The organism is Pseudoalteromonas ulvae UL12 (assembly GCF_014925405.1).
In the GTDB taxonomy this organism is placed as follows: domain Bacteria; phylum Pseudomonadota; class Gammaproteobacteria; order Enterobacterales; family Alteromonadaceae; genus Pseudoalteromonas; species Pseudoalteromonas ulvae.
The window spans coordinates 317,720-331,879 of record NZ_AQHJ01000023.1 but is presented as its reverse complement, the minus strand read 5'-3'; the positions used below and the strand labels follow the sequence as shown (position 1 = coordinate 331,879).

The window sequence follows — 14,160 nt, the reverse complement described above, 5'->3', positions numbered from 1 at the left end:
TCGTGAAAATGAACAAAAAAACACTTCTGCCCATTGGCATTATCTTTGTAACCATCGGGCTATTTGCTCTTATTACCAGTAATCCACCGAGCGCAGCTCGTGGAAAACCTTCAGCGGCTCCACAAATGACGGTAGATGTATTACCTATTTCGCTGCAATCTTACTCTGTACAACTCGATAGCTTTGGTTTGGTGCAACCGCGTACGCAAAGTGTGCTCGTGGCGCAAGCCAGTGGTCAAATTACTAAAGTGAGTAGTCAATTTCGTGATGGTGGTTTTTTTGAGGTGGGCGATGTACTTATTCAGCTCGATGATCGTGATCATAAAGCAGAAGTGAAAATTGCCGAATCAAGCTTATTGTCTGCTAAACAAGGTTTGCTTGAAGAGCAAGCTCGAGTCAAACAAGCGGTTGCCGATTGGCAGCGATTAGGTAATGGGCAACAAGCTAACGCATTAGTGCTGCGCGAACCTCAATTAGAAGCCGCCAAAGCGAAAGTATTGTCAGCAGAAGCGCAGCTCGAAAAAGCGCGACTCACCTTAGAGCGAACAAAAATAGTGGCACCCTATGCGGGACGTGTGCTGAAAAAACAAGTTGATTTGGGGCAAGTTGTCAGCAATAACGCTCAGTTAGCCACTATCTATGCTGTTGATTATGTTGAAATTCGCTTGCCAATAAAAAATAAAGATTTAGAGCTAATTGCATTACCAGAGCAATTTCGCGATGTTGCGCATACACCATTAGGAAGTAGTGTTCAGTTTCGCTCAGATTTAGTGCAAGACCAAACTTGGCAAGGGCGTGTGGTACGCACCGAAAGCGCCATCGATACCGCCTCTCAGCAATTGTATGTTGTGGCTCAAATTGATAACCCTTATCAAGCCAAGTTAAATCAAGTGTCGCCAATAAAAATTGGCCAGTATGTGACTGCACAGCTTCAAGGTAAGACACTAAATGACGTAATGGTGATCCCAAATAGTGCGATTTATCAGGGAAGCTACGTTTACACTGTTATCGATGGGGTTTTAAAACGAAAAGACATTAATTTACGCTGGCAAAATGCCAATGATGCCATTGTGGCAACAGGGCTTGCACCAGGTGAATTACTGGTATTGACGCCGCTTGGGCAAGTGAGTTCGGGGACGCCAGTAAAAATAAATGGTGAAGCTACAGCTGCCAGTGAAGCTGATGAAAAACAGGCGAGTCGCGCTAAATTAGAGCAACGAGCCAAAGCGCTTGGCATATCAGTTGAACAATTGATGGCACAGCGCAAACAAGCGCGCGCAAATAAAGAGGCGAATTAAGATGCATATCCAGCAAATATTTAGCCTGTTAGGAGCCATGTCATGATTGCTTGGTTTACCAAAAATCACGTTGCTGCAAACCTATTAATGATCAGTATTTTATTGGCGGGTTTGTTTAGCTTGTCGAGCAAGATTCCACTTGAAGTGTTTCCGTCTTTTGAGACCGATCGGATTAGTGTCAGTGTGTCCTTACGAGGAGCAACCCCTGAAGATACCGAGCAAGGTGTGGCGATCCGAATCGAAGAAGCCGTGCAAGATCTTGAAGGGGTAAAACAAATCACCAGTCGTTCTTCAGAAGGTTCTGCATCAGTTACCATTGAAGTTGATACTGGTTATGATCCAAGAGAAATGCTCGCAGACATCAAAAGCCGAGTGGATGCGATTAACACGTTTCCTGCCGATGCTGAAAAGCCGATTGTTGCTTTGGCTGAACGCAAGCGCGAAGTGATTGCTGTCACGGTCGCAAGTATTTATAGCGAAAAAGAAACACGAGAATACGCAGAAACTGTACGGGATGCGTTATTACGTTTGCCAGCGGTCACCCAAGTTGACCTCAGTGGGGTGCGCGATTATGAAATCGCCATCGAGATATCGCAAGATAGTTTGCGTCAATATGAATTGAGCCTCAAAGACGTGGCCAGCGCGATTGGTAATTCAAGTACCGATGTATCAGCCGGAAACCTGAAAACATCAGGTGGTGATGTATTGATCCGCTCAAAAGGACAAGCGTATCGCAAAGATGAGTTTGCCAAAATAGCGATAAAAACCAACCCAGATGGTTCGATTATCCGCTTGGGCGATATCGCCAATATTAAAGATGAATTCGAAGAAACCCCTGTGCGCACTCGTTTTAACGGTAAACAAGCGGCATTCATTGATGTCTATCGGATCGGCCAGCAAAGTGCGATAGAAGTGGCTGATGAAGTTAAAGATTACATTGTACAGCAGCAAGCAAACTTGCCCTATGGATTCGAGTTAAGTTATTGGGATGATGACTCGCAAGTGGTGAAAAACCGAATTGCCACTTTGACAAGCAGCGCGTTACAAGGAGGGATCTTAGTACTGGCGTTATTAACGCTGTTTTTGCGTCCGGCCATCGCTTTTTGGGTTTTTATTGGTATTCCTATCTCATTTATGGGCGCATTTATTGCCATGCCTATATTTGGTATCACATTGAATATTATGAGCTTATTTGGTTTTATTTTGGTGCTCGGCATAGTTGTTGATGATGCCATTGTGACCGGAGAAAATATTTATACCCATCTGAAAACATCTGAAAGTGGTGAACAAGCAGCTATCCGAGGTACACAAGAAGTTGCGACGCCAGTTACGTTTGGCATTTTAACAACTGTGGCTGCTTTTTTACCTTTAGCGTTTATAGAAGGTGCACGAGGCGCATTATTTGCCCAAATCCCAGTGATTGTGATCCCGGTGTTATTGTTTTCATTAATAGAGTCTAAATTTGTTCTGCCAGCACATTTGAAATACCTCAAAATGCGCCATGAAAAGTCAGGGCCAAATAAATTTGAGCGTTTACAACAGCGGTTTGCGGATGGGTTTGAAAACGCTATTTTGTGCTATTATCAGCCGATTTTAAATCTTGCCTTACGTCATAAGCTCGCCACCTTGAGCAGCTTTGTGGGTGTTTTTGTGATTATTTTAGCCTTAGTGATGAGTGGCTGGACTAAGTTTATTTTCTTTCCGCGTATTCCCAGTGAAACAGTGCGCGTTAATTTAACGCTGCCAACTGGTACGCCTTTTGAAGTAACCAACACATTTGTGCTCAAAATGGCAGATAAAGCAAAAGTGCTGCAAGATAAATATGTCGATGCAGACAGTGGTAAGAGTGTGATCATTAATATTCTGGCGACGACAGGTGGCCGAGGTGGCGCCTCAAATTCTGGCGGTGTGCGGTTTGAAATTATTCCACCTGAACAGCGGTCAAGTTCGATCACTTCTCGAGAGTTAGTCAGTGAGTGGCGTCAATTAATTGGGGTGATCCCTGGAGCCGAAAGTCTGACTTTTCGGGCTGAAATTGGTCGCTCGTCTGATCCTATTAATGTGCAGCTAACTGGGATGTCATTGGAGACGCTAAAAGAAGTGGCCAATAAAGTGAAACTACGACTGGCCACCTATCCGACAGTGTTTGATATTGCAGACAGCTTATCAAATGGTAAGCAAGAGCTACAAATAGAACTGACACCACAAGGTCAAGCACTTGGGTTAACGCGGGTGAATATTGCCAGCCAAGTACGTAATGCATTTTTTGGTTCACAGGTTCAGCGCATTCAGCGTGGACGAGATGATGTCAGGGTGATGGTACGCTTGCCAATCGAAGAGCGACGCTCAATTGCTGATTTGCAAAATATCTTAATTGAAGTCCCTTCTGGTGGTGCGGTGCCATTGTCCCATGTCGCTACGTTATTAGCTGGCCAAAGCCCGTCATCAATTTATCGCATTGATCGCTATCGTACTGTGAATGTCACCGCAGATATCGAAAAAACCAATACCAACATGACAGTATTGCAGGCGGATCTTAAAACTTATCTTGATGAATTGGTCGCGCAATATCCTGGAATTAATCATTCATTAGAAGGGGAAGCAAAAGAGCAACGTGAGTCGTTTGGTTCGCTGGCGTGGGCGTTATTATTTGTTTTCTTTATTATTTATGCATTATTAGCCATTCCATTTAAATCGTATTTGCAGCCATTGATCGTTATGAGCATCATTCCATTTGGTATGATTGGCGCTGTGGTTGGGCATTGGATTATGGCAATGGAACTGACCATTATGAGTTTACTTGGCATGCTGGCTCTGATTGGCGTAGTGGTCAATGATTCACTGGTATTAGTCGACTTTATCAATAAAAAACGCCTAGAAGGGCGAGAGTTGATGGATGCCGTGTTAACGGCTGGGGCGGCTCGTTTTCGCCCTGTAATGCTCACCAGCTTAACAACATTTATAGGCTTAATGCCGCTCTTGTTTGAAAAATCAACGCAAGCGCAGTTCTTGATTCCAATGGCGGTGTCGCTCGGATTTGGTATTTTGTTTGCCACTTTTATTACGCTGTTGTTAGTGCCTGTCAATTATATGCTGGTGGAAAAAATGAAAGGGCTTTTTTCGAACGAGAGTACAGCTAGTGATTATTCAAATGCAGATAAACCTGTTTAGGTAAAAGTCCTTTTTAGGTAGGAGATGGAAGGTGCAAGCTTGGCAGCTTTTCTTTTTGCTTATACCTAATGGATTTCAAGGTGCACGTAGGCGGCAAGCACCCGAGCATCTAAAAAGACGACGGGTATAGGCAAAAAGTAAGGTGCGACCCCATTGGTTTTCCGATAAATTGTTGTGCTTGTCACGTTTTTGAAGTTCGTCATCAAGAAGGGTTGTAGTTTGCTTAGCATTCTTACTTTGTTATCAACGATGTAATGTAGAATCGCTACATTACATCGGCTGCGCTTTGTATTATTTTTTGGGAGGATTGCCATACAAACAGTTGCAAAAGCATACGCGAAAGGTCAATACGCCCTAGGTTGGTAAAAAGTTACGATGAAGGTGGTGTGGTGCAATCAGGCGAAAACCAAAAGTCATCAGCAGCAGCGGTCCATTCATTACTACATACACCCATTTGTTGTCCTTCTACATCCGCACAGGCATCATGATTCAAAATATTGTCCATCGCCAAACATTGGACAACCAGCTCCACATCGTCCTGCGCAGAAGCCATGCCCACCAACTTTATAGTACTTGGTTTTAATTCCAGTTTTAGTAACATCACAAATAGCCTTTTTTTGGCGTCCCATAGAAGAGCATATATTTTGCCAGCCTTGTAAAGAAATACTGCTATAGTCATCCCTTTGGATAATTTGATGAATTGGGGTACCAATAGGATAAGCTGAAAGGAACTCAAAGAATTTTAAGAACGTTTTGTTTGTATCTGTCTTTATAAAGTCAGTTCACTTTTCTTTTAGGCGCGCATTTATTGCTTTTATATATAGAATAATTGAAGCGACTCCTGCTGTTGGTAGTGTTAGTAATATTGCCCAACCTGCAACATAAAGCACTGCTAATATGTTTCCTATATCAATACCAAACATTATGCAGTTAGTCGGGCCGGCTTCTCGAACGACACAATTAAGTGTCTTTGAAAGTAGCTCAGCTGCAATTAAAGCTAAAATGGGTGCAATGGCAATTGCGCCAAAAAAAATAGCCAAACTCAAACGATTTTTAGATTTTAACGTATTCATACAAAGATCCTTTTTGATATACCCAAACTACCTGAAAATGCTTGTTTCATCGAATTACAGGGGGAGGCAGTGCAAGGTGTGACAATGCAGGAATGTAGCCACCTCTCAAATTGTCACAACACAGCAGTGTACCCCTATGACGCGTCTGGGGGTAAGGTTAAAACGCATTTATCCTGCGTTATTGATTTTGATAAGGGAATAGCCATTATCAAAATCAATGCCTTATCAATGCCTTGTCTAAATGCGTTTTACTTCTTGCTGAACTCGCGCATATTCAGGTAGTTTAGGTATAAATAGTCATCGGTTGTGATACTTCACTCAACCAATAGGGAAAAGTTTATATTTCCTCTCAAACATGTTTGCGCTTACTAAATAACTCTACCACTAGAGGTTAAGAAAATATTTTTTATTTTTTAAGGCCAGTTGACCTTTGTGGTTTAAATGAACCCAAGGGTAACGTTTGTTTGAAATGTATACTGCGCTATTGCACGTTCATACAGCAAGCGACACTTGATGTGACCTGCTTAAACTCCAAACAAATTACTTAACGTTCCCTTATAGAACTGGTTATTTCAGTGTTTATTTTTGTATAAAACAGAGAGGTTTTGCAGCGATTTTAGCGGCAGATTTGCGGCGTCTTTTTATTCTTAGTCTAGTTTTAGCTTGGGTTTTGAAAAGTCTTTAAAGCAGGGTATTAATGAGGTTTTAGGTGAACTCCAGAATGCGGCAGCGAGTGTCAGCCCTTGAACCCTAAGGTTCAAGGCGGAACACAACAACTAACCGCAGGCTTCTCGGTACATGCCGAGCTTGCACAATAGCTAATAAACTGCGTCCCTAACAAAAAATTTATCGGCTCAGGGACTTAACCCACACACCAACATTCCAGAGAACAAGTTAAGTATATAAGACTCTGGCTAAAGCTCTACCTTTTTATTGTAATTAGACGTTTAAGCGCAGTTTAAATAAACAAAGTGCTTTAAAATCGAACTGTTATCGTGAATTTATTGGAGTTGCTGCTAGCCCAGTGGTAGCATTAATCTTATAGTTAACTCTAAACACACGTTAAGAACCCTGCCATGATTGAAAAACTCAGCTACCAAGATGCACAATTATTACTCGAAAAACATCAAGTGTTTGTTATGCCAGCAGAAGTGCATGGCGTGATTAGCGGTCTCCTTTCTTGTGGCCTCGATATTGAGAGTAAAGAATATTTAGCGTTATTAAGTGATGTATTTAATGAAGGACAGTCATTCAGCGGTGAGTTAAAAACCTTTCTCAGCAGCATGTACACGCATGTCAGTAGCCAGTTGAACGACAAAGAGCTGCAATTTGAACTGTATTTACCAGAGGAAGAAGAAACCTTATCCGATCAAGCTAATGCGGTGATTGCATGGATCTCTGGGTTTTTATTAGGCTTTGGTTTAAAACAAAAAGACTACGGTCGTTTATCTGCTGATGTCAAAGAAGTGATCCAAGACTTTACTGAAATCAGTAAACTAGATACTCATTTTGACGAAACTGATGAAGACGTCCAAGCACTATACGAAATTGTCGAATATGTGCGGATTTCAACCTTGTTATGTTTTGCAGAGTTAGGCGAAAAACAAGTTACCACCGCGGCAGAAAATAAAACAATCCACTAAATAAGTGAGCAAGATGATGAGCGAATTTATCCAAAGACGCGCCCGTTTATTGGCAAACATGGATCCTCATAGCGTTGCGATTATTCCTGCAGCAAAAGAACTTACACGCAGCCGAGATACCGAATACGCGTTTCGTCAAGACAGTGATTTTTTCTATTTAACCGGATTTAATGAACCCGACGCTGTGTTAGTGCTCACTCCGGGCAAAGACGTCGAAACAACTATCTTTTGCAGAGCAAAAGATAAAATGGCAGAAATTTGGTGTGGTCGTCGCATGGGGCCAGAGCAAGCTAAGACACAGCTTGGTTTTGATGCAAGCTATGGTTTAGAATCCCTCGATGAGCATTTGTTGCAGTTAATAAATGGCAAGTCGCATCTGTATTTTGCTCAAGGAACGTATCCTGAATTTGATCAGCAAGTGTGGCAATACATTGATACCCTTCGTAATGGCCCAAAGCGTGGTTATAAAGCCCCACACACGATTAAAGATATTCGAACTCTCATCCATGAAATGCGTTTATTTAAATCTGATTTTGAGTTGGATTTAATGCGCCAAGCCGGAAAAATCAGCGCAGCAGCCCATGTCCGCGCAATGCAATACGCTCAAGCGGGTGCAACAGAGTACCAATTGGAAGCCGAAATTCATCATCATTATGCGATGAATGGCGCGCGCCATCCTGCATATGGCACGATTGTGGGCTCGGGTGACAACGCGAATATTTTACATTACACCGAAAACAGCGCTGCGTTGGTCGATGGGGAGTTAGTACTGATTGATTCAGGGTGCGAACTTCAAGGCTATGCGGCCGATATCACTCGTACTTTTCCTGTCAACGGACAATTTTCAGCCCCGCAAAAACAGCTTTATCAATTGGTATTAGATGCTCAATTGGCCGCGCTTGCGGTTGTAAAACCCGGTAACACCTTAAAAATGGCAGGGGATGAGGCAATTAAAGTGCTGACCCAAGGTATGATTGAGCTGGGTTTATTGCAAGGCGAATTGGCGGAGCTTATCGATAATCAAGCATTTAAAGCATTTTATATGCATGGCGTCGGTCACTGGTTAGGGCTCGATGTGCACGATGTGGGTGATTACAAACAAGATGAAAAAGACCGCCCATTTGAACCGGGTATGGTGTTAACTATTGAACCGGGTATTTATGTTGCTAACGACGCAATTGCACCTGAGCAATTCAAAGGCATTGGCATTCGTATCGAAGATGATGTGGTGATCACCGCAACTGGGCACGAAGTACTTACTGCCGATGTGCCAAAAACCATCGCAGAAATCGAAGCGTTAATGCAAGCATAAGGAATCAGTGTGCAGTCACAACAGCCACATTTTGATGTCGTTATTGTCGGGGGCGGGTTAATTGGTGCCAGCCAAGCGCTTTGTCTAGCCAAGCGCTGCCCAAACTTAAAAATAGCGGTGATTGAAGCGTTTGCCGCGAGCGATAAAGCTCAGCCAAGTTTCGATGACCGCAGTATCGCCATTGCTCACCACAGCGCCAACTATTTAAAAAGATTAGGGTTATTTCAACCTTATGCCTCGTATGTTAGTGCGATAGAAACGGTACAAGTGTCAGATAAAGGGCATTTTGGTAAAACCCATATTAGTGCGCAAGAATATCAGGTTGAAGCTTTAGGTTATGTGGTTGAGGTTAAACCGTTTGGTTTGGCATTACATAAGCAACTAGCCGGGGAAAATATCACGCTGTTTTGCCCTAACAAAGTCACTGCTATTTCACAACAGCAACATGCTAATCAACTGACGTTAGACGATCATTCGACATTCAGTGCTGCGCTAATCATTGTGGCTGATGGTGCGCAATCTGCGGGACGACGCTTATTAAATGTTGAGTTTACCCAACAGGCTTATCAGCAATCTGCCATTATTGCCAATATTGAAGTAGCAGGTGACCATCAACAACAAGCATTTGAGCGCTTCACAGAGCATGGCCCAATGGCTTTATTACCTATGAGTGACCACCGTTACTCTTTGGTGTGGTGCGCCGCGCCGCATGAGATTGAGTCTTTAATTGCTGCCGATGACACGGCTTTTTTATCTCAACTGCAACAAGCATTTGGCTACCGCGCGGGGCGTTTTTGTAAAGTGGGCATGCGTGCGCAATATCCATTAATAAAAGGCCAAGCCAGTCAGTTTATCAGTCATCGTGCTGTGATTATTGGGAACGCAGCGCATGCTGTGCATCCCATTGCAGGCCAAGGGTTTAATCTGGGTGTGCGCGATATTGAATTATTGGTTGAAATCATCGCCCAAGCACGCGCAACCGGGCAAGATATCGGCGATTACGCAGTGCTTAAACAATATCAAGCGCAACGTAAACGCGATATTGGCACTGTGCTGTGTTTAACTGATTCGTTAGTGAAACTCTTTTCGAACTCATCGCGGGCTTTTGCACTGGGCCGTAGCATAGGTTTGAGCTGTTTAAACCACAGCTCCACCCTTAAAAAGCCCTTAGCCAAACAGTTAATGGGGCATACCCGTCAAGGATTTTTATCATGAAACAAACCCAAGTCTGCATTGTTGGCGCGGGTTGCGTCGGCCTGACGCTTGCTCTTGGTTTAGCCAAACAAGGTATTGATGTGGTGGTGATCGACGCTGCCCCACAACAAAGTGTGCCAGAGCAAATTAGTGACGAATACAGTTTACGTGTCAGCGCGTTGAGCTTAGCCAGCCAAGCATTATTCGAAGAGCTGGGCGCATGGCCCGCGATTATGGCGATGCGCGCGCAAGTTTACACCACTATGGACGTACGCGATAAAGACTCGTTTGGCAAAATTTGCTTTGCAGCCCAAGAGCAAGATCTCAGTCATTTAGGCCACATTGTCGAAAATGATGTCATTCGCAAAGCCTTACTTGAAACGCTCGCTAATTACAATAATGCCAGTGTGTTGTTCGATAGTCCTTATCAGCAAATTCATCAAAGTGATAGCGATGTATTTTTGACCCTCGAAAATGGCACTCCACTGATCGCAAAATTGCTGGTGGCGTGTGATGGTGCAAATTCAGCGATTCGCCAGCAATACAAAATGCCGCTGACGTTTTGGGATTATGATCACCATGCCATCGTTGCGACCATCAAAACACAGTTGCCCCATAATCAAGTAGCACGGCAAGTGTTTTTGCCTGACGGCCCCTTAGCCTTTTTACCTTTGCCAGAGGCCAACACACATTCGATTGTATGGTCAACGTCACCTGGTCGTGCTAAAGCCTTGTTGGCCTTGCCTGATGATGAATTTAATAAAGCACTGATGAGTGAATTTGATGGCCAATGTGGTTTGTGCCAAGTGGTCAGTTCTCGTCAAGCGTTTCCGCTTAAAATGCGTTTTGCCCGAAAGTGGCTCGATAATCGCGTTATTCTGATGGGGGATGCCGCGCATACCATTCATCCCTTGGCTGGTCTTGGCATGAACTTAGGCCTAAAAGATGCCGCTTATTTACTTGAATTACTAGCAGATGCGCCGAATAATCAACTAGCGGAATTTGCGCCAAATAAATTACTGCGCCAGTACGAACGCGGCCGCAAAGCCGATGCGCAAACCCATATTGCGATGATGCAGGGTTTAAAAGAGTTATTTGAAGGCCAGCACCCGCTTAAAAAACTCATTCGTGGTGTCGGTTTAAACTTGGTCGATAACCTCAGCCCGCTCAAGCAACTGTTTGCCGATCAAGCGCTGGGGAAATAGTCAGTTACTTTAATTAACAAGCTTAACTCAACAAAAAACCGCATTTCTGCGGTTTTTCTGTCTAAAAGATAATTTACCTAGAGTTCAATGAGTTTAAATAAGTTTACTTATTACTAATCACGGATCCATCAGTTATTTATCACCTTAAAATCAAGCTATTAGTTTCCTTTTTTGTATCTTGTGATTTCAACAAAAAAGGAAATGTTATGAAGATTAAATGGTGTATTTTACTTTTCTCAATATGTTTATTGCCTGTCAAATGGGGGCGCGCGTCAGAAGCTAAAACGGTGTATTTTCGCTCTGATGCATCGGCCGAACCCTTTCCGGTAACGGTTATATTACCAACAGATTATAATGCTCAGCGTTCTACAGCCTACCCCTTACTCGTGACGACAGCAGGTGACAGTCGCTTCGAGGTATTAAAAGCTCAGGTGCATTGGTTAAGCCATGTGAGTTTTGGGCCTATGCCGAAAGTTGTGATTTTGCGTTTACCTAACTTTGACAATGCGAGTGCAGACAAAAAGCAATCAGGGATCAGCGCGACGACATTTCATCAACAAGTACTGCCTTTTGTGCGTCAATCATTCAACATTGCACCGTTTACACTGTTGGAAGGGTTTTCGACTCGGGCAAATTTAGCGCTTGATATGCTCAGTCAATTTCCACAAGCGTATCAGGCGAGCATTATTTCAAGTCCGGCATTAGAGCTCGAATCAGCGAAGTGGAACAATCGATTACTGGCCGAATTAAAGCAACAACAAACTCATAAGCTTTACCTCGCATACGGATCATTCAATGGTCAGCGGGCTGAGTTTGATAGCTTATTCAATGGTCTGACTGCGCAGCCAAATAAAGTGTTGTCGGATCTCGAGGCTGAAAATTACATCAGTACACCGCTTATTCATTTTGAAACTAGCGTGCGTCAGTTGTTTTTGCCACTGAGTGTGCAAAATTTTGAATTGTATAGTGCGCAAGGTGTGCAGGGAATTTTGGCGTATCATCAGTCATTACAGGCTGAATTTGGTTATGTTATTTCAGCCAATGCTAATTTAGAGGGGCTAGCTAATTATTATCTCGAAAACGATAGCGTCGAAAAAGGGCTCGCAGTATTTCAATACATCATTGAGAGTGCCCCAGATGAGCAGCTGTATTCGGTCCGTTATGGGCAAGCTTTACTTCGTGTTGGGCGTTTTGAAAAAGCCCAGCAGGTATTAGAAAATGCCATGGTTCAGGCCAAAAAAGCTCAAGACGATGAAGCGATTAATTACATTCAGCATCTTCTTCGGCAAGCCTCACAGCACGGGAGAGGATAACTCAATCGCAACAAGGTGAGTGCGGCTTGCTACGTCGGTATTACTTAGCAAGCGAATGGGATGCACGTTAAAGTCTGTAGCTAAGTGGGTGGCTTGATTGTATTGGCCAAGCTGCGTGATGCGCTCTGTTGTCAGGTCGTATTGCCAAATTGAGCGCTGTTTGTCTGGTATGTACAGCTGATTGTCACGTAAATAGAACCGCCATTGCAATTGAGTTGTTGCGAGCGATTTTATAGGTGTGAGGCTAAGCTGCTGTAGACGTTTTATAAATGGCTCATCAAAACTGGCTAAGTAGATAACCTCAGGGCCTGTTGCTTGCGCCCAAGCAATAGGCTGCTCAGTGAGTTGCTTGACTTGGCCTGTTGTTAGGTCCAGTGCGATTAAGGTGTTATCTAACTCGCTGCTAGCCAGTAACCAAGGTGCGCCATCACTTTGTACATGCTGCATGAGTTGGCTTACTGAGGTATTTTGAAAATACGGGGTGATCTGACCTGTTAAGCTTAGTTGGTAAACATGAGCACCACTCACAAACCATAATGCTTTACCGTTGGACTGCCACACAAAATTGCTGACGGGGGCTGCAAAAGTGAGTTGCTGATCACCTTGCAAGTCATGTAACCAAATTTGTTGCTGACCACTACGAGATGACAAAAATGCGATTGCGTGACCAAAGGGTTGAAACTGAGCATCCTGATCAGGAAAGTCGCTGTTTGTAAATGGCTGCGTTTGCCACGTGTTGTTTTGCCAATGTTTGGCTGTTATGTCGACATCTTTCAATTCGCTGGTGGCAAGTAACGTGCTGGGCGATAAGCTACCTGTCAAAGTGATATTTGCTTGAGTATACAGTGTTTGTTGATGGCACAGCGCGTTATTGCAATAAAAATAGAGTGTATTTGAGTGACTTTGCAGCCAAGTATTGGCATTTAGTGCAATCGGCATGGATGCTAGATTCACATCGTAGTTGACCGCCGTTTGAGCTTGCAAGGTGGGTGTGTATGCGGCATCGACATCATAAAACCATAAAAAATGATGTAATTCTTTATTTTGCCCTGCAATGACCCAGCGATTTTGATCCACACTGATTTGAGAAATTGACATCAGATCAGTGCTGAGCGGGGCTAATTTTTGTGTTTTTTGTTGCGATAGGTCGAGCAAATATAAAGCATTATCACTCAGGTATAGTGCATCGTGTTCATTGAGCCAGTGTACTTGCTTTATCGTGGAACTCAGACAGGGGCTCACAACTTTGACAGCTGCATTTCGTTGCAAGGGGACTTCAACTATCTGGCTACATTTCTCATCGTTAATGATAACTTGCTCGCTGATGAGCACACGATTGTTGTGTTTTGCGAAGCTGGCGTGACCAAAAAAGTTATGCGCTTGGTGGAGCTCGGTAATGGTTTTAGTTTGGCGGTCTTGGCTGATTAATGTCGCGTGAGTCTCATCATGTTTAACATACACTAAATATTGATTATTAGCGGTGCCTTGTTGTTCAGGCTGATGCTCGTAGGTTAAAGGTGTTAATGACAAGACAGTTGGCCGAAGTGAAGAGGACGTGGGCCAAACAATGTAAGTAAAAATCAAGCCGCCAAATATAATCAGAGCAGTAGATGCAAATAGATAAGCGGGGCGTTTACGTCGAGGGTTGATGGTCACAGGCGTTATTTTTAAGCGGTAGCCACGTTTTGGAAACGTTTCAATCACTGATTTATCGGTATCTTGTAAGTGTTTGCGCAACTGAGTGATACAGCGCTGCAGCGCATTGGGGGCGACAAACGTATTGGGCCAAACAGTGTCGAGTAAAGTCTGTTGTGAAACAAGCTCGCCTTTAGCATGATAAAGCACTCGCAATACTTCTATTACTTTAGGTTCGAGTAACGTCACCTCGTCGCCGTGGTATAATTCGCCAGTCGCTAAGTTGATATGAATGCCATTGATATCGATCATGACT

10 protein-coding genes and 1 other RNA gene are annotated in these 14,160 nt (G+C 43.6%); 7 read left to right on the top strand and 4 right to left on the bottom strand.

What is annotated here, in order from left to right; genetic code table 11:
- Positions 1–8 precede the first annotated feature (8 nt).
- Together PULV_RS04950 and PULV_RS04945 are read left to right on the top strand one after the other, a co-directional pair.
- Entirely contained in the window at positions 9–1,298 is a 1,290-nt protein-coding gene (locus PULV_RS04950; protein WP_176365140.1) for an efflux RND transporter periplasmic adaptor subunit, read from the top strand.
- Positions 1,299–1,340: 42 nt separating this feature from the next.
- Entirely contained in the window at positions 1,341–4,469 is a 3,129-nt protein-coding gene (locus tag PULV_RS04945) for an efflux RND transporter permease subunit (protein WP_193331081.1), read from the top strand.
- Positions 4,470–4,839: 370 nt separating this feature from the next.
- Here PULV_RS04945 and PULV_RS21900 read toward each other — a convergent pair whose 3' ends face one another.
- The 3 genes from PULV_RS21900 to ssrS all read right to left on the bottom strand — a co-directional run bounded on the left by PULV_RS21900 (position 4,840) and on the right by ssrS (position 6,434).
- Positions 4,840–5,070, bottom strand: coding sequence for a hypothetical protein (locus tag PULV_RS21900; protein WP_227009356.1), 231 nt, complete (start codon positions 5,068–5,070; stop codon positions 4,840–4,842).
- Positions 5,071–5,251: 181 nt separating this feature from the next.
- Positions 5,252–5,542, bottom strand: coding sequence for a hypothetical protein (locus PULV_RS04935; RefSeq protein WP_193331080.1), 291 nt, complete (start codon positions 5,540–5,542; stop codon positions 5,252–5,254).
- A gap of 709 nt (positions 5,543–6,251) precedes the next feature.
- Positions 6,252–6,434, bottom strand: a non-coding RNA gene (gene ssrS, locus PULV_RS04930) — 6S RNA.
- Between the two features lie 184 nt (positions 6,435–6,618).
- Between ssrS and PULV_RS04925 the strand changes: the two genes are divergently transcribed.
- From PULV_RS04925 to PULV_RS04905, 5 genes are all read left to right on the top strand, one after another.
- Positions 6,619–7,185, top strand: coding sequence for a UPF0149 family protein (locus PULV_RS04925; RefSeq protein ID WP_086742675.1), 567 nt, complete (start codon positions 6,619–6,621; stop codon positions 7,183–7,185).
- 16 nt (positions 7,186–7,201) lie between these two features.
- Positions 7,202–8,497 (top strand): Xaa-Pro aminopeptidase, encoded by a 1,296-nt coding sequence (gene pepP, locus PULV_RS04920; RefSeq protein WP_405127486.1) that lies wholly within the window; start codon positions 7,202–7,204, stop codon positions 8,495–8,497.
- 9 nt (positions 8,498–8,506) lie between these two features.
- Positions 8,507–9,712, top strand: a complete 1,206-nt coding sequence (gene ubiH / locus PULV_RS04915; protein ID WP_193331079.1) for a 2-octaprenyl-6-methoxyphenyl hydroxylase — start codon at positions 8,507–8,509, stop codon at positions 9,710–9,712.
- Complete coding sequence (locus PULV_RS04910) at positions 9,709–10,896, top strand: FAD-dependent oxidoreductase (RefSeq protein ID WP_193331078.1); 1,188 nt, start codon at positions 9,709–9,711, stop codon at positions 10,894–10,896. The genes ubiH and PULV_RS04910 overlap by 4 nt, the downstream gene beginning before the upstream one ends.
- A 206-nt stretch (positions 10,897–11,102) precedes the next feature.
- Entirely contained in the window at positions 11,103–12,209 is a 1,107-nt protein-coding gene (locus PULV_RS04905) for a tetratricopeptide repeat protein (protein WP_193331077.1), read from the top strand.
- On the opposite strand, the gene PULV_RS04900 is transcribed toward PULV_RS04905, so the two are convergent.
- Positions 12,189–14,156: a winged helix-turn-helix domain-containing protein gene (locus PULV_RS04900; protein WP_086742680.1), complete on the bottom strand. Its 1,968-nt coding sequence runs from the start codon at positions 14,154–14,156 to the stop codon at positions 12,189–12,191. The two genes, PULV_RS04905 and PULV_RS04900, sit on opposite strands and share 21 nt — an antisense overlap.
- Between the last annotated feature and the right edge of the window lie 4 nt (positions 14,157–14,160).

What these genes read in the sequence shown, in the direction of transcription:
- PULV_RS04925 (WP_086742675.1), top strand. Translation starts at nt 6,619, where the DNA reads ATGATTGAAAAACTCAGCTACCAAGATGCACAATTATTACTCGAAAAA.
- pepP (WP_405127486.1), top strand. Translation starts at nt 7,202, where the DNA reads ATGAGCGAATTTATCCAAAGACGCGCCCGTTTATTGGCAAACATGGAT.
- PULV_RS04935 (WP_193331080.1), bottom strand. Translation starts at nt 5,542, where the DNA reads ATGAATACGTTAAAATCTAAAAATCGTTTGAGTTTGGCTATTTTTTTT.
- PULV_RS04950 (WP_176365140.1), top strand. Translation starts at nt 9, where the DNA reads ATGAACAAAAAAACACTTCTGCCCATTGGCATTATCTTTGTAACCATC.
- PULV_RS21900 (WP_227009356.1), bottom strand. Translation starts at nt 5,070, where the DNA reads ATGTTACTAAAACTGGAATTAAAACCAAGTACTATAAAGTTGGTGGGC.
- PULV_RS04905 (WP_193331077.1), top strand. Translation starts at nt 11,103, where the DNA reads ATGAAGATTAAATGGTGTATTTTACTTTTCTCAATATGTTTATTGCCT.
- PULV_RS04945 (WP_193331081.1), top strand. Translation starts at nt 1,341, where the DNA reads ATGATTGCTTGGTTTACCAAAAATCACGTTGCTGCAAACCTATTAATG.
- PULV_RS04910 (WP_193331078.1), top strand. Translation starts at nt 9,709, where the DNA reads ATGAAACAAACCCAAGTCTGCATTGTTGGCGCGGGTTGCGTCGGCCTG.
- PULV_RS04900 (WP_086742680.1), bottom strand. Translation starts at nt 14,156, where the DNA reads ATGATCGATATCAATGGCATTCATATCAACTTAGCGACTGGCGAATTA.